General features: G+C 63.6%; 14 protein-coding genes. 6 read left to right on the top strand and 8 right to left on the bottom strand.

The annotated features are described in order from the left end of the window. Positions 1 to 149 precede the first annotated feature (149 nt). The 3 genes from ACFSQT_RS25015 (at position 150) to nhaA (ending at position 3678) form a co-directional block, all read left to right on the top strand. The gene (locus ACFSQT_RS25015; protein ID WP_379023139.1) at positions 150 to 1475 is read left to right on the top strand and encodes an ActS/PrrB/RegB family redox-sensitive histidine kinase; all 1326 of its coding nucleotides are present in this window, start codon (positions 150 to 152) and stop codon (positions 1473 to 1475) included. An 85-nt stretch (positions 1476 to 1560) separates the two neighbouring features. Beyond that, the gene (locus ACFSQT_RS25020) at positions 1561 to 2124 is read left to right on the top strand and encodes an ActR/PrrA/RegA family redox response regulator transcription factor (protein WP_111544836.1); all 564 of its coding nucleotides are present in this window, start codon (positions 1561 to 1563) and stop codon (positions 2122 to 2124) included. 357 nt (positions 2125 to 2481) lie between these two features. Further along, positions 2482 to 3678 carry a Na+/H+ antiporter NhaA gene (gene nhaA / locus ACFSQT_RS25025; protein ID WP_379023141.1) on the top strand — a complete coding sequence of 399 codons (1197 nt, stop codon included), beginning with the start codon at positions 2482 to 2484 and terminating at the stop codon, positions 3676 to 3678. 39 nt (positions 3679 to 3717) lie between these two features. Here nhaA and ACFSQT_RS25030 read toward each other — a convergent pair whose 3' ends face one another. Further along, positions 3718 to 4218, bottom strand: coding sequence for an MmcB family DNA repair protein (locus ACFSQT_RS25030; RefSeq protein ID WP_379023209.1), 501 nt, complete (start codon positions 4216 to 4218; stop codon positions 3718 to 3720). 198 nt (positions 4219 to 4416) lie between these two features. Between ACFSQT_RS25030 and ACFSQT_RS25035 the strand changes: the two genes are divergently transcribed. After that, positions 4417 to 4614 (top strand): hypothetical protein, encoded by a 198-nt coding sequence (locus ACFSQT_RS25035; protein WP_379023143.1) that lies wholly within the window; start codon positions 4417 to 4419, stop codon positions 4612 to 4614. Between the two features lie 555 nt (positions 4615 to 5169). Beyond that, complete coding sequence (locus ACFSQT_RS25040; RefSeq protein ID WP_379023145.1) at positions 5170 to 5733, top strand: NADPH-dependent FMN reductase; 564 nt, start codon at positions 5170 to 5172, stop codon at positions 5731 to 5733. 432 nt (positions 5734 to 6165) lie between these two features. Here ACFSQT_RS25040 and cueR read toward each other — a convergent pair whose 3' ends face one another. Then, positions 6166 to 6594: a Cu(I)-responsive transcriptional regulator gene (gene cueR, locus ACFSQT_RS25045; protein WP_379023211.1), complete on the bottom strand. Its 429-nt coding sequence runs from the start codon at positions 6592 to 6594 to the stop codon at positions 6166 to 6168. Positions 6595 to 6816: 222 nt separating this feature from the next. Between cueR and ACFSQT_RS25050 the strand changes: the two genes are divergently transcribed. Further along, on the top strand, positions 6817 to 7434 hold the full coding sequence (locus ACFSQT_RS25050; RefSeq protein ID WP_379023147.1) for a L,D-transpeptidase: 618 nt from the start codon (positions 6817 to 6819) through the stop codon (positions 7432 to 7434). 185 nt (positions 7435 to 7619) lie between these two features. Here the strand turns inward: ACFSQT_RS25050 and ACFSQT_RS25055 are convergent, their stop codons facing one another. From ACFSQT_RS25055 to ACFSQT_RS25080, 6 genes are all read right to left on the bottom strand, one after another. After that, the gene (locus ACFSQT_RS25055) at positions 7620 to 8189 is read right to left on the bottom strand and encodes a NifU family protein (RefSeq protein WP_379023149.1); all 570 of its coding nucleotides are present in this window, start codon (positions 8187 to 8189) and stop codon (positions 7620 to 7622) included. Positions 8190 to 8468: 279 nt separating this feature from the next. Beyond that, positions 8469 to 8960, bottom strand: coding sequence for a universal stress protein (locus ACFSQT_RS25060; protein WP_111544824.1), 492 nt, complete (start codon positions 8958 to 8960; stop codon positions 8469 to 8471). Positions 8961 to 9063: 103 nt separating this feature from the next. Then, complete coding sequence (gene trpS, locus ACFSQT_RS25065) at positions 9064 to 10131, bottom strand: tryptophan--tRNA ligase (RefSeq protein WP_379023151.1); 1068 nt, start codon at positions 10129 to 10131, stop codon at positions 9064 to 9066. A gap of 188 nt (positions 10132 to 10319) precedes the next feature. Then, positions 10320 to 11918, bottom strand: coding sequence for a murein biosynthesis integral membrane protein MurJ (murJ, locus tag ACFSQT_RS25070; protein WP_379023153.1), 1599 nt, complete (start codon positions 11916 to 11918; stop codon positions 10320 to 10322). Between the two features lie 46 nt (positions 11919 to 11964). After that, positions 11965 to 14766 (bottom strand): [protein-PII] uridylyltransferase, encoded by a 2802-nt coding sequence (locus ACFSQT_RS25075; RefSeq protein WP_379023155.1) that lies wholly within the window; start codon positions 14764 to 14766, stop codon positions 11965 to 11967. Between the two features lie 33 nt (positions 14767 to 14799). Next, positions 14800 to 15651, bottom strand: a complete 852-nt coding sequence (locus ACFSQT_RS25080; RefSeq protein WP_379023157.1) for a glycosyltransferase family 25 protein — start codon at positions 15649 to 15651, stop codon at positions 14800 to 14802. Positions 15652 to 15661 lie beyond the last annotated feature (10 nt).

Below are 15661 nucleotides of genomic sequence, written 5' to 3' on the forward strand. Positions count from 1 at the left end.
GCAAACGCCCATCACTTCGTCATCCTCGGGTCTGCGCGTCCGCTTCGCTCCCGCTCCGCCCGTGGATGACGAAGTCGGGGAAGCTTGGCCCGTCAATCCCTGAGCAACGGTACCTAGCGTTCACCGTCCCGCGGCTGTAATCCATTACCATGTCCAACGTTTTGCGTTCGCCCGATTTCCAGCAGAGCCAGAGACTGCGCCTCAACACGCTGATCAGGCTGCGCTGGCTTGCCATCGTCGGTCAAAGCCTGGCGGTGCTCGTCGTCGCCTATGGCCTGAAATTCCCGCTGCCGGTCAGCCTCTGCTTCGCGCTGATCGCCTGTTCGGCCTGGATGAACCTGTTTCTCGCCTTTCGCTTTCCGGCGGCGCACCGGCTAACCCCGTTGGCGGCCTTCGGCATCCTCATCTTCGACAGCCTGCAGCTTGCCGGCTTGCTCTACATGACTGGTGGCCTCACCAACCCGTTCTCGCTGCTGATGACCGTGCCTGTCGTCATTTCGGCGACGTCGCTGCCCCTGCGCCTGACCGCTATCCTCGGCGGGCTGGTGATGGCGGCGGCGACCTTGCTGGTCTTTGTCCATCTGCCGCTGCCCTGGCGTGAAGGCGCGCCGCTGGAGATGCCTTTCATCTACGTCGCCGGCATCTGGATGGCGGTGCTGTCCTCGATCGCCTTCACCGCCATATACGCCTTCCGGGTCGCCGCCGAGGCGCGGCTTCTGGCCAATGCGCTTGCCGCCACCGAACTGGTGCTGCAGCGTGAGCAGCACCTATCGGCGCTCGACGGGCTGGCGGCCGCCGCCGCGCATGAGCTTGGCACGCCGCTCGCCACCATCACACTTGTCGCCAAGGAGATGGAAAAGGCGCTCGGCAACGATCCCAAATACGGCGAAGACGTCAGGCTGCTGCGCTCGCAGAGCGAGCGCTGCCGCGAGATCCTCAAGCGCCTTACCAGCCTGTCGTCCGAGGGCGAGGCGCATCTTTCCCGGCTGCCGCTGACCTCGCTGGTCGAGGAGGTCACCGCACCGCATCGCGACTTCGGCATCTCGATCAAGCTTCGCCCCGGCGAGCGCATCGGGCCCGAGCCGGTCGGGCGCCGCAATCCGGGCGTCATCTACGGTCTCGGCAACCTGGTCGAGAACGCCGTCGATTTCGCCCGCGAGAGCGTCACCGTGCGCTGGAACTGGGACGAGGCCACCGTCACCTTCTCGATCATAGATGACGGTCCCGGCTTTCCGGCCGAGATCATCGACCGTATCGGCGAGCCCTATATGTCGACGCGCCAGGGCACGGAAGCCGGCGGCGGCCTGGGGCTGGGCCTGTTCATCGCCAAGACGCTGCTCGAACGCTCGGGTGCGACGCTCGATTTCCGCAATTCGAGCGGCCTGGGCGAGGGCGCCGTGGTACAGATATCGTGGCCGCGCGGGGTGTTCCTCAATCCGGAAATCACCTCGGCCAGTATGTTCGACACCGCCTGAGAGCCTTGCAAGGGCTCGAAAAATTGGACAATGAGGCTCAGGAACTATATCTGCGTAAAATTAAGGCAGCAGGAATTTTGAGACCATGACAGGCGACGAAAATATTGGCGCAATGGTTGAAGGCGAGGACACCTCGCTGCTCATAGTCGATGACGACAAGCCGTTCCTCACGCGCCTGGCCCGGGCCATGGAAACCAGGGGCTTCGTGGTCGAGACGGCCGAGAGCGTCGAGGAGGCGGTTGCCAAGGCGCGCGCCAACCCGCCGGCCTATGCCGTGGTCGACATGCGGCTCGGCGACGGCAACGGTCTCGACGTTGTTGCCGCCATCCGTGAGAAGCGCGACGATTCCCGCACCATCATCCTGACCGGCTATGGCAACATCGCCACCGCGGTGACGGCGGTGAAGCTCGGCGCCGTCGATTATCTCTCCAAGCCCGCCGATGCCGACGACATCTTCGCCGCGCTCACCCGCACGGCCGGCGAGCGTGCGGCGCCTCCGGAAAACCCGATGTCGGCCGACCGCGTCCGCTGGGAGCATATCCAGCGCGTCTATGAAATGTGCGAGCGCAATGTCTCCGAGACCGCGCGCCGGCTCAACATGCATCGCCGCACCTTGCAGCGGATACTGGCCAAGCGCGCACCGCGCTGAGATTGCCGCTCGTGATCAGGACCATCAACCGCGGAAGTGGGCGCTGCCCCTCATCGCCCTGCCGGGCACTTCTCCCCGTATAGTGACGGGGAGAAGGACGCGGACCGCAACTTAAACGCCCTTCTTGCGACCCTGGTGATTGGCGAATCGCCGATGAGAGCGCCCCTCTCCCCGTCACTATACGGGGAGAGGATGCCGGCAGGCAGGTGAGGGCCGGAGCCAGCGTTCGGAAATGGGATGGGGCGAATTCGAATCTGAGGCGATTGCAGGTAGACATAGTTCGATGCTTGCCCGGCAGCTGCAGTTTGAGCATCATCGCGAATGACGCCGGCCGACAGGCGGCATGACGGAGGCGAGATGCAGGATTTGAAGCAGCGGCCGGTTTCCGTCTTTCGCGAATTCCTCGATAGTGAAGCGGCCGGCGGCATCATCCTGATGGCGGCGGCCGCACTGGCCCTGATCGTCGCCAACTCGCCGCTGGCCGAAACCTATTTCTCCGTTCTCCACGCCTATCTTGGCCCGCTCAGCGTCTCGCACTGGGTCAATGACGGGCTGATGGCGGTGTTCTTCCTGCTCGTCGGGCTCGAGATCAAGCGCGAGATGCTGGACGGCCAGCTCTCGACCTGGCCGAGGCGCGCGTTGCCCGGCATCGCCGCCGCCGGCGGCATGGTGGTTCCGGCACTCGTCTATGTCGCGATCAACCGCGACAATGCGGCGGCGCTGTCCGGCTGGGCGATCCCGACCGCCACCGACATCGCTTTCGCGCTTGGCGTGCTGTCGCTGCTCGGCAGTCGTGTGCCGGCCTCGCTGAAGGTCTTCCTCACCGCACTCGCCATCATCGACGACCTCGGCGCCGTCATCATCATCGCCATCTTTTACACCAACGGCCTGTCACTGGCCTATCTCGGCGCCGCCTTCGCCGTCATTGCCGTGCTCGTCATGCTCAACCGCATGCGGGTGATGACGCTGGTGCCCTATCTCGTGCTCGGCGTCATCCTGTGGGTGCTGGTGCTGAAATCGGGCGTGCATGCGACGCTGGCCGGCGTGGCGCTGGCGTTGACCATTCCGCTCGAGCGCTCCGCCGGCATCGGCCACGACCTCGACCATTCGCCGCTGCACCGGCTCGAGCACGGCCTGCACAGGATCGTGCCCTTTGTCGTCATCCCGATCTTCGGCTTCGCCAATGCCGGCGTTTCGCTCGCCGGCCTGAGCGTCGGCGCGCTGATCGAACCGTTGACGCTGGGTGTCGCCGCCGGCCTCGTCGTCGGCAAGCTGGTCGGCGTGTTCGGCTCCTCGGCACTTGCCATCCGGCTCGGCCTTGCCGACCTGCCGGCCCGTGCGGGCTGGTGGCACATGATCGGCATCTCGCTGCTGTGCGGCATCGGCTTCACCATGAGCCTGTTCATCGGCCTGCTCGCCTTCGCCAGCGACACGGCGCTTCAGGACGCGGTCAAGGTCGGCATCCTCGCCGGCTCCTTCCTCGCCGCCATCCTCGGCGCCACCGTGCTGCTGATGGCGCCGGCGGCTGCTGGGGTGGAAGAGGGCGAGGAGTAGGGCGGACCGGCAGCTCTTGGGTTTCCTCACCCCTGCGAATTACTCGCTCTCACCCTCCAGCGCCGGCACCGACACGCCGGCAAGCTCGGCCGCCAGCAGCCGCGAGGCGCCAGCCCGCGCGATCCGCAGCATCAGCGCCTTGCGCGTTGCCGTCGCCATGCGGTGCTCGGGCGCATCGCGCAGGATCTCGGCGCCGTAGCCGTCCGAGAGGATGAAGCCGCACTCCTGCGGAAAGATTTCCGCGGGCACGCCGGGATGGGTGGCGAAGAAGAAGCGGTCGGAATGCAGCCGGTAGTCGGGCCATTTGCGGTCGACCCGGAAATCCTCGATCGACGATTTGATCTCGATGATCCAGATGTCGCCCTGCCGCGTCAGCGCGACGAGGTCGGCACGCCGGCCGGTGGCCAGCGACAGTTCGGGCAGCACATGCGCGCCCATCTCCCTCAACAGCCGCTGCACGCCGCGCCGCACCAGCATGGCGCGCTCCGACTGGCGACCGTCGATGAGTGGGTTTTGCAGAATCGGCGAAATGATTGGCATGGCGCCACCATGCCAGATTTTGTTCACGGTTTGAACCTGTTTGTTGGGGGCGATTATCCGGTTGACAAACCCGGATGCGATTGGACTCGCAGACGACCAAGGGCAAGCGTATAATTCCCGGTGTCGTCCGCATCCAGTAGAGGCAGGCGGACGCTTGAGGGTTCTCTAAGCTCTCGCCCGCATATCGGGGTGTTTGCTATGGATGACGAACCTCCAACGGGTGGGATATCGGCGTTTGACTGCGATATCCTGCGGAGTGCCTTCAGGGCATCGGTGCATGAAACTGGCCTAGCCGAAGATCTTTGGCCGGAACACGCTGCACAGTTGGTCCACGACTTCACCGGCGACGATGAAGAAATTGATCCTGAATTGCTGGCATGGATCACGCAGAAGTAGGCTAGCGCACTGGCCCTGTCCCGTTCCACCGAATGAACGCCGCATCCTTGCCGGCGACTAGGCTATGAAAAATTGACGCGACCTTGCGCGAAAAACTCGGCGGCATCATCAACTCGGCGATAGAACGACAGCGCTATCTTGGCAGCCGCTACCGGGCGGCAATTTCAATGTCCGCACGGGGTCCAAGTCGCGATATTTCATCCCCAAGAACCGCGTCATAGAGAGCGAAGACAGCCAGTATCACATCTGCATGTCCCCGCCGTTTTCGTATATCCGCTGCTTCTTTGCGCCCCATACGGAAGCCGAAGCCGATGAGACTGCTTTTGCCGAGGCTCATTTCCTGAAGGGACGGCACTAACCGGAGCAGTGGCCCTGTCCCATTCCACCGGATGAAAGGTGCCTAACTCGCGTTTTTGTCTGTGAAAAACGTGCAGAACAAACCGAGCCATAGGGCAGTCGCTACCCACGACACGCGTGCATTGATCGGCCTGGGGGTGTACCCTTCGGGACTGTGCAGCCAGCCGCTTACTGGCATTCTCCCGAGGAGGCGTTCCCATGACCGTGTACAAAGTCGGTTATCTCATTGGCAGCCTCGCCAAGGGCTCGATCAACCGGAAACTAGCCAAGGCGCTCGTGAACTTGGCGCCAGACGAACTCTCGATGGCCGAGATCCCGTTCAAGGACCTGCCGCTGTACAGCTACGACTACGACGCGGATTTCCCTCCGCCGGCAAAGGCATTCAAGGAAGCGCTCGCCGGGATCGAAGCCGTGTTGTTCGTCACGCCGGAATACAATCGCTCAATCCCAGGTGGGCTCAAGAACGCGATCGACTGGGCGAGCCGACCCTACGGCCATAACTCGTTCACCCGAAAACCGTCGACGGTCATCGGCACCTCGCCGGGTTCGATCGGCACCGCGCTGGCGCAGCAAAGCCTTCGCGGCGTTCTTGGCTTCTGCAACTCCCCGCAGATGAACTCGATCGAGGCTTACATCCAGTTCAAACCCGGCCTGATCACCGATGAAGGTGAGGTCACCGAGCTCCGGACCGAGGAGTTCCTGCGCGACTACATGATACAATTCCACAACTTCATCACTCGGGTCTATACCGCGCTGGCTTAGCGTCCACATAAGTGACAGGACACGGCGCGGGCGCTACTCAGGCGTAGGGATGGCCGATGGATCTCGCGGCGCGGGGTCTTGCGGGCACCCTGCTTCACCGACCCTGCACCGTTCCACCAGATGTACTGCGCATCCTTCCCGGTGATGTCCTTGACCGTCCTCAACAGCGATTCGTGGGTGCGTTGCAGTGCCCGGCCTCGCCCTCCGGACTTGCGTCGTTGGCCTTAAAGGCAATGAATAGCCGGTGCGGCCGGCTGCGTTGGGGCAGCTTCACTTTGCGCCGCACCGGCTAGCGGGTGGGGTTTTGGGCGTCCCCCGCGTCGATTAATCTATAGGCATATTAGCAATCGCGCAAATAAGACTGAAGTCCGAGATCGCCGAGGCCGCGCCGGTCTCCCGGCTGGAATAGACAGGCATCAAGTCCCGTCGACGCTATCCCGATGCCGAAGCCGAAGCGCCTCTGTCGCTGGGCAACGCCGCCCCCGCCATATCATCCAAAATCGGGCAGTCCGGCCTTTCGTCGCCATGGCAGGCGTGGATCAGCGTCTGCAGGGTCGAGCGCATCGACTGCAGTTCGCGCACCTTGTCCTCGATCGCCCTGACATGCGCGGCGGCGATTTCGCGCACGTCATGGCTGGCGCGGCTGCGATCCTTGTAGAGCGCCATCAGCTGGCGGCAATCGTCGATCGAAAAGCCGAGGTTGCGCGCCCGGCGCAGAAAGGCCAGCCGGTGGATGTCGTCGCCGGAATAGTCGCGGTAGCCGTTGGCGGCGCGCGCAGGGGCGATCAGGCCGATCTCTTCATAGTAGCGGATGGTCTTGGCCGGCAGGCCGGAATGGTGGGCGGCGTCACCGACATTCATGACGATCTCCTCGATTTCTAACGGGCTTGCGGACAGGGCCATTGAATTTGCTCGACAATCCTGTGAGGCCTGTTGCCGAAATGCCATAGTGATGCGCTTACCAGCACGTAAGCCACTACATATAGGCATCGCGTACTTGGCAAGCAAAGCAAATGCCAGCATGAATGATGGTGAGAGAAAGCGGCCGACTCGTGCCGCTGAAGTTGGGCTCCGGATCACCTCATGCGCATGAAGTCGTTTGCAATTGTCGCCGCACTGGCGCTTTCCACTGCTATCGCCGGGTGCAGCAGCATCGGCATGCCGATTTTCTCCAACGACTACGGCGCAGTCAACGATGCCGGTTACCAGCTGCCGCGCATCCCGATCGAGAAGGTGCCGATGAAGTACCATCGGCAAGAGGTGAATTACGACACCAACGAAAAGCCGGGCACCATCATCGTCGATACGCAGAACAAGTTCCTCTACTTCGTCGAGGGTGACGGCCGGGCAATTCGCTACGGCATCGGCGTTGGCCGCGAGGGCTTCGAGTGGCATGGCACCGCCCATATCGCGCTGAAGCGCGAATGGCCGACCTGGACGCCGCCTTCGCAGATGATCCAGCGCCAGCCGGAACTGGCGAAGTTCGCCGGCGGCATGGAGCCGGGCCTGAAGAACCCGCTCGGCGCACGCGCCATGTATCTGTTCAACAAGGGCGGCGACATGGGCTATCGCCTGCATGGCAGCCCGGAATGGAATTCGATCGGCAAGGCGATGTCGTCGGGCTGCATCCGCCTGATGAATCAGGACATTATCGACCTCTATGACCGCGCCTCGGTCGGCGCCAAGGTCATTGTTCTTTAGACCATGATGCCGAAAAACCGGTACCGGTTTTCGGCAAAATCATGGTCAGATAAGAGGCAGTTTTCGTACGCGGACCGTCTAGGCAACAACGGACGTCCCAAACAGAAAACCGGGCAATTCGGCCCGGTTTTTTGTTTTTGCGATTGATTGTATCTGCTTTGCCGGCAAAGCGGCCGGTCGAACGGTCAGGAGACCTGCTCGACCTGCTGCACTTCCGGCACGAAGTGGCGCAGAAGATTCTGGATGCCGTGCTTCAGTGTCGCCGTCGATGACGGGCAGCCGGCGCAGGCGCCCTTCATGTGCAGGAACACCGTGCCGTTCTCAAAGCCGCGGAAGGTGATATCGCCGCCGTCCTGGGCGACCGCCGGGCGCACCCGCGTGTCGAGCAGTTCCTTGATGGTGATGACGAGTTCCTCGTCGGCCTTGTCGTAGAACTCACCGGTCAGGCTGGTCTCGGCGGCAGGCCCGGCCTTGGCCATGACTGGCGCGCCCGACATGAAATGCTCCATGATGGCGCCGAGGATCGCCGGCTTCAAATGCTGCCAGTCGGGGCCGTCCTTGGTCACGGTGATGAAGTCATAGCCGAAGAAAACACCGGTAACGCCAGGAATCTCGAACAGCCGGCCAGCCAGCGGCGACGCGGTGGCGGCGCTGTCGGCATCGCGGAAATCGGCGGTGCCTTCCAGAAGCACTTCTCTGCCGGGTAGGAATTTCAGCGTCGCCGGGTTTGGCGTCGATTCGGTCTGGATGAACATGGCCGTCTCCGTGCCCGTTTCGGGCAGCTAGTCTGGAATAATTCTAAATAGGCTCTATCGGCGGGACATTCAAGCGAAACGCGTCGCCGGAACGGCTGGCTGGCGGAATGTTTTTGCGCGCCCTGGGACGCGCTCCAAGGTGTGTTGAGATTCAGGTCAGGCCGAGCCGAAAATGGTGGCTTCCGAGAACCGGAGCGGAGCGTACTTTTGGGTAGGCGAGCACCGGAAGCGCAGGAAGCCGACGTTTGCAGGCCGGCATCACCTGAATCTCGATACACCTCAGGCGAGGCTGTCGATCTCCTCGTCAGACAGATTCTGCGGCACCACCGTCACCGGGATCGGGAAGGCGGCGCCCTTGCCGGCCACGGCGCCGACCAGTGGTCCCGGCCCTTCCTTGCCGGCGCCGGCGGCCAGCACCAGGATGGCGATGTCCTGGTCTTCCTCGATCAATTTGTGGATCTCTTCGGTTGGCTTGCCTTCGCGCACCACCATCTCCGGCTCGATGCCAAGCTTCTGGCGCACCTTGTTGGCATAACTGTCGAGCGCGGCGCGCGCCGTGGCGTTTGCCTCCTCGCGCATGATCTTCTCGACGCCCAGCCAGTGCTGGAAATCGTCCGGCTCGATGACATAGAGCAGCACCAGCATGCCGCTGGTGCTCTGCGCCCGCTTCGAGGCGTAGGCGACGGCGCGCTCGCATTCCGGCGTGTCGTCGATGATCGCCAGGAATTTGCGGCGATGGCCGGCTTCGCGGCTGAGGCGTTTGGAGACCATGTCTGTCTACTCGATGTCTTTCCGGCCGCAATCTGCCACTGCGGCAGACCGGCGGCAAGCCGCCGGCCTTACGCCGGTATGGTGCAGCGCAGCGACGTCAGAGTCAGCCCTGCAGCAGCCCGATAATGTCGCGCACCGTCTTCATCGTCGCTTCGGCCAGCACGCCGGCGCGCTCGCCGCCATCCCTCAGCACCGCGTCGACATAGACGCGGTCATCGGAAATGCGGCGCATCTCGCTGGCGATCGGCGCCAGCTTCTCCACCGCGAGGTCGGCCAGCGCCGGCTTGAACACCGAAAACTGCTGGCCGGCGAACTCTTTCAGCACGTCCGCCTTCGACATATCGGCGAGACCCGCATAGATGCCAACCAGGTTTTCCGCCTCGGGCCGGCTGGCCAGGCCGTCCAGCTCGCTCGGCAACGCTTCCGGGTCGGTCTTGGCCTTGCGGATCTTCTTCGAGATGGCGTCCGCATCGTCGGTCAGGTTGATGCGCGACAGGTCGGACGGATCCGACTTCGACATTTTCTTCGAGCCGTCGCGCAGCGACATGATGCGCGCCGCCGGTCCACCGATCACCGGTTCGGTCAGCGGGAAATAGCCGTTCACCGTCTCCTCGCCGACCTGCATCTCGATGCCGACGCCAAGGGCGGCGATGCGGTCTGAAAAGTCGTTGTTGAACTTCTGCGCGATGTCGCGGGTCAGCTCCAGGTGCTGCTTCTGGTCCTCGCCCACCGGGACATGGGTGGCGCGGTAGAGCAGAATGTCGGCAGCCATCAGGCTCGGATAGGCAAGCAGGCCGAGCGAGGCGTTCTCGCGGTCCTTGCCGGCCTTGTCCTTGAACTGCGTCATGCGGTTCATCCAGCCGATGCGCGCCACGCAATTGAAGATCCAGGCGAGCTCTGCGTGCTGCATGACCCGCGACTGGTTGAAGACGATGTGCTTCGTGGGGTCGATGCCCGAGGCCAGGAACGCCGCAGTGATCGACCGCGTCTGGTCGGCGAGGTCTTCATAGACGAGCTGTGCCGTCAGCGAATGCAGGTCGACGACGCAGTAGATGCAGTCGGAGGTTTCCTGCAGGGCGACGAATTTCTTGATGGCGCCGAGATAGTTGCCGAGGTGCAGATTGCCGGTCGGCTGGACGCCGGAAAAGACGAGTGGCTTGAAGGCGGTCATGTTGTTCCCTTGGCTTGTGGAGGGCCGTTTCGCGCGCGGCGAAAGTCTTGCGACGGCGCGCTTATGGACGAGAGCGGGGAGAGGATCAAGAGGCTCGCAGAACGCCCTGAACCTGGCTGACAGTTGTCACTACGCCTGCGCGCGCTGCTGCGCCGTTCCGATGCTTTCGACTGCGGACGAATTCCGTCTCACGGATCTGGAGATGGTTCCTTGACGGGAGGGGAGCCCTTCCGCTTGACGTTGCGCCGGATCATGCCGAAATCGGCGCCGCCGGTGGCGAAGGCGGCGATGAAGTAGAGCAGCGCCCCGCCGGCGACGAGCGCCAGCAGCGTCGTCGCCTTGACGACCAGCGGCGAGCCTCGCCCAAGGCTCACCGCGAACCAGTGCTCGGCAAAATACAGTGCCGCGCCCATCACGACCGCCGACAGCACCAGCCGCGGAATGCGTTTCATCAACGGCACGTCGCGGCCCCAATGGCCGCGCCGGATCAACACGCCGAGCAGCATCAGCGCGTTGACCCAGCCGGCGACGGCCGAGGCGACGGCGATGCCGGGTGCGCCCATTTCCGGAAACAGCGTCAGCGCCGTGGTGACGTTCACCGCCACCGAGATGGCGGCGAACATCATTGGCGTGCGCGTGTCCTCGCGCGCGAAATAGCCGGGGGTGAACGCCTTGATCAGCACGAAGGCCGGCAGGCCGAGGCCGAAGATCGCCAGGATCGCCGCCACCGTCGGCGTCGAGCCGTTGGCGGCGAACGCGCCCCGCTCATAGACCAGCCGCACGATCGGCTCCGACATGACCCAGAGCGCGGCGGCTGCCGGCAGGGTCAGGAACAGCGTGAACTCGACCGAGCGGTTCTGCAGATTGGCCGCCTCGATCAGGTTGCCCGACTTCAGCGCCCGCGACAGTTCGGGCAACAGCACAATCGCGACCGCGACACCGACCACGCCGAGCGGCAGCTGGTAGATGCGGTCGGCATAGGCGAGCGAGGAGACCGCGCTGTTCTGCGCCGAGGCGATCGCCGTGCCGATCAGCTGGTTGATCTGGGTGATGCCGCCGGTGATCGCCGCAGGCAGCGCCAGGATCAGCAGCCGCTTGACGGAAGGCGTCATTTTCGGGCGGCGGAAGCCGATCGAGATGCCGGCATGGCGCACCGCCACCCAGACGATCGCCAGCTGCACCAGTCCGGCAGCCAGCACGCCCCAGGACAGCGCGAAGCCGACGGTGAGCGCGTCGGAGCCCTTGTACCAGGCATAGGCGAGCACGCCGATCAGGATGATGTTGAGAAACACCGGCGCCACCGCCGCCGCGAAATAGCGGCGCAGTGAATTCAGCATGCCGGCCATCATGGCGCCCAGCGACATGCAGATCAGGTAGGGGAACATGATCGTCGCCAGCGTCACCGTGGTGTCGAATTTCCCCGGCGTGCCGGCAAAACCCGGCGCCACCAGGTAGCGCACGATCAGTGGCATCGACAGTTCCATGACGATGGTCAGCGCCAGCAGCGCCGTGAACAAGACGCCGAACACCTCCTCGGAGAAGCGCTTGGCGCCGTCGGTACCGTGGGTCTCGATCTCCTTGGCGAACAGCGGCACGAAGGCTGCGTTGAAGGCGCCCTCGGCGAACAGCCGGCGAAAGGTGTTTGGAAACTGGAAGGCGGCGTTGAAGGCGTCGGCGACCGGTCCGGTGCCGAGCGCTGCCGCCATCAGCATCTCGCGGCCGAAGCCGAGCGCGCGGCTCATCAGCGTACCGGAAGCGACCGTTGCGAATTTCTTGACGAGACTCATGCTTTTGGGAACTGCCTGCGCAATTGGGACAAAGTGATGGTGGCTGTCACTCGGCCGCCGCCTTGGCCTTGCCGCCGCGTTCGGGCACACCGCCATCAAGGGCCGCCATCAGCCGGTTGCGGATGGTGGCGATGCGGGCCGGGCTGTCGATCTTCTGGCCGGTGAGGTCGGTGACATAGAAGGTGTCGATGACCTTTTCGCCGAAGGTGGTGATGTGGGCCGATGCGATGTCGAGCGACAGGTCGGAAAGCGTTCCGGTGATTTCCGACAGCAGTCCTGGCCGATCCAGCCCCTCGACCTCGATGACCGAAAAACGGTTCGACAGCGCGTTGCGGATTTCGGCGCGCGGCGGGATTTTGAACACCTTGGCGCCGCGCCGCGGCTTGGTCCGCTTCTCGATCATCTCCGGCAGCCAGCTCTTGCCCGACAGCACGTCCTCGATCAGCCGGCCAACGCGCTCGGCGCGCCGGCGTTCGTCCTCGTCGCGGTCGAATTCCCTTGAAATCAGGATGGTGTCCAGGGCGCGGCCGTCCGACGTGGTGAAGATCTGCGCGTCGACGATGTTGCCGCCGGCTCCGGCGCAGGCCCCGGCGATGACCGAGAGCAGGCGGGGATGATCTTGCGCCAGCACGGTGATTTCGGTCACTGCCTCGAACTGGTGGGTCTTGACCATGGTGGCGAGCTTGTTGCCCGCCGCGTCCGCCTCGCGGATGAATTCGGCATGGCGCAGCTGATCGGCAAGATCGACGGTCAAAAGGTAGTTCTCGTAGTGCAGGGCGACATAGCGCTTGCGCGCCTTGTCCGGCCAATCGGCGAGCGCCTCGGCCAGACGCTCGCGCGCCGCCGTCGTGCGCTGCGCGCGCGACACTTCCGAAAAGCCGCCGGTCAAAAGCAGCTCGGTCTCATAGTAGAGCGTGCGCAGCAGCTGGCCTTTCCAACCGTTCCAGACACCGGGTCCGACGCCCCTGATGTCGCAGACGGTGAGGATCAAAAGCAGCTTCAGCCGCTCGACCGATTGCACGATCGCGGCGAAATCCTCGATGGTCTTGCGGTCGTTGAGGTCGCGGGTCTGCGCCGTCATCGACATCACGAGATGGTTCTCGACCAGCCAGGCGACCGTCTCGGTGTCGGCCGGTGAAAGACCCATATGCGGACAGATGCGGCGCGCGATCCTGGCCCCGGCCTCGGAATGATCCTCCGGCCTGCCCTTGGCGATGTCGTGCAGAAGCACGGCGACATAGAGCGCCTCGCGGCTCTTCTTCAGGCCCGGCATCAGCGTGTGCGAGAGCGGATGGACCTTCTCGCCGTCGCCGCGCTCGATCTCGGCCAGCACGCCGATGCAGCGGATCAGGTGCTCGTCCACCGTGTAGTGGTGGTACATCGAGAACTGCATCATGGCGACTATCTTGCCGAAATCCGGGATCAGCTTGCCGAGCAGCCCCGCCTCGTTCATGCGCCGCAGGTTGAGTTCGGCATTACGGTCCGAGGTCAGGATGTCGAGGAACAGCCGGTTAGCCTCCTCGTCGCGCCGCAGCGACTTGTTGACCAAGCGGAGCGAGCGGGTCAACAGCTTCAGCGCATCGGGATGGAACTCCAGACCGTGCTTGTCGGCGAACCAGAACAATCGCAAAAGGTTGACCGGATCGCGCTCGAACACCTGGTCGTCGGCGATGTTGATGCGGTGGTTGTCGACAATGAAATCGGCGGTGCCGGCAAGCTTGCGCTTGCGCCGCGAGAAGGTGAGGAAGATGCGGTTGAAGCCCGGCACGTGCTTGGCCTGCTCTTCCTCCAGCGCGGCGCAGAAGATGCGGGTCAGGTCGCCGACATCCTTGGCGACGAGGAAATAGTGCTTCATGAAGCGCTCGACCGCCGACAGACCAGGATGGCTGGTGTAGCCCAGCCGTTCGGCGATCTCGCGCTGGATGTCGAAATGCAGCCGCTCCTCGGCCTTGCCGGTGAGAAAATGCATGTGGCAGCGCACCGCCCACAGGAAATCCTCGGCCTTCTGGAACTCGCGGTATTCACCCTCGGTGAAGACGCCCTTGTCGACCAGCTCCTCGCCGGTGCGCACGCGGTAGAAATACTTGCCGATCCAGAACAGCGTCTGCAGGTCGCGCAGGCCGCCCTTGCCATCCTTGACGTTGGGCTCGACGAGATAGCGGCTTTCGCCGGCCTTGGCATGGCGATCGTCGCGTTCGGCAAGTTTGGCCTGGACATATTCGGGGCCGGTCGTGCGCACCACCTCATGGTCGAAGCGCAGCATCAGTTCGTCATAGAGCTTGAGTTCGCCCCACAGGAACCGCGCCTCGAGGATCGAGGTCCGGATGGTGATGTCGGTGCGCGACAGCCGCAGGCATTCGTCGATGTTGCGGGTGGCGTGGCCGACCTTCAGCCCGAGATCCCACAGCATGTAGAGCATGTATTCGACGGTCTGTTCGCCCCATGGCGTCTGCTTGTAGGGCAACAGGAACAACAGGTCGATGTCGGACCCCGGCGCCAGCGTGCCGCGGCCATAGCCGCCGACCGCGACGACGGCCATACGCTCCGCCGAAGACGGGTTCTTGACCCGGTAGACGTGGGTGACGGCGAAATCGTAAAGCGCGCGGATGATCTCGTCCATGAGATGCGACAGCCGCGCCGCGCAGGCACGGCCGCTGCCGTCGTCCCGCAGCATGCCTTCGGCAATGGCGCGTCCGTCCGCCAGCCGCCCCTTGAGAAGCTGGAGCACGCCGCTGCGCGCGGCCTGTCCGGAGCCGTCCCCGGCCGTGGCCGCGGTCAGCGCCGTCATCTCGCGGCGCAAGGCTTCGCCGTCGATCAGTTCATCGAGCTTCAGGGAGATTTTCGCCATAGGGTCCGGTTGGCCTCGCCTTTTTGGCGGCGTCTATAGCGCCTTTTCACGGTTGTGGGTATGGGCAGGACGGACACGTTCGCCGTGGCGATAGAACGCTATGAGCCTGTTTCTCTGCTTCAGGAGGCAGAAGTCGGCGATCTTCCTCCACAATGTCCTGGCTTCGGCCCCGATTCTCATCGGCAGCGTCTTGGTCGCGCGCGATCCGGATTGGATGCTGGCAAGCCGCTGGTCCCGTCGTTCCTCAAAAAGCAGGCTCGGCAGTCCGGCGATCCGCAAGAAACGCTCCTGCACGCAGAGCGCCGGAACCAGCTGACAGATTGCCTTGCCGGGTGAAGGTGCGAAGCTTGGATTGAAGAGGATCTGATCGACGGGACTGCCGAACTCCGCGGTACCGTCGATGAGATCGCGCGCCGCCTGCCTTGACAGTATGTAGCCTGCCGCGCCGACGTGAGCTCCGAGCAGCCTGGACGTCGAAAAGCCGTGGCCGGCTGGAGAGCGCCGCCATGCGAGCCGGGTCTTCCTGAAGAACGTCTCCAGTTTGACGATCTCGGCATCAGCCGGAATCCAACTGGCGTCGGCAAGCATTGCGCCGGCATTTTCGCAAAAGATGACATCGTCTTCAAAAACGACTCCATAGGCATCGTCGCCATCGGCAATCTTTGCCCAGCAGGCTTTGTGGCTGAGGAAACAGGCGATCTCGGTGTTGGTCAGAGGCAACTGCGTCAGCGGATTGAGCCGCATCGGTGTTTCCGCAAGATCGGACCGGCCCTGGGCGTCGACTGCCGCGACCCGTTCGAAGTCGATGCCGATATGGGCAAACTCCGACGTGATATGCGCAAGCCGGTCCTGGGACCGGTCGAGGTTTATGACCAGGCACTTCATTGCAAATGGA

This window comes from Mesorhizobium calcicola (assembly GCF_042682105.1).
GTDB lineage: Bacteria > Pseudomonadota > Alphaproteobacteria > Rhizobiales > Rhizobiaceae > Mesorhizobium > Mesorhizobium calcicola.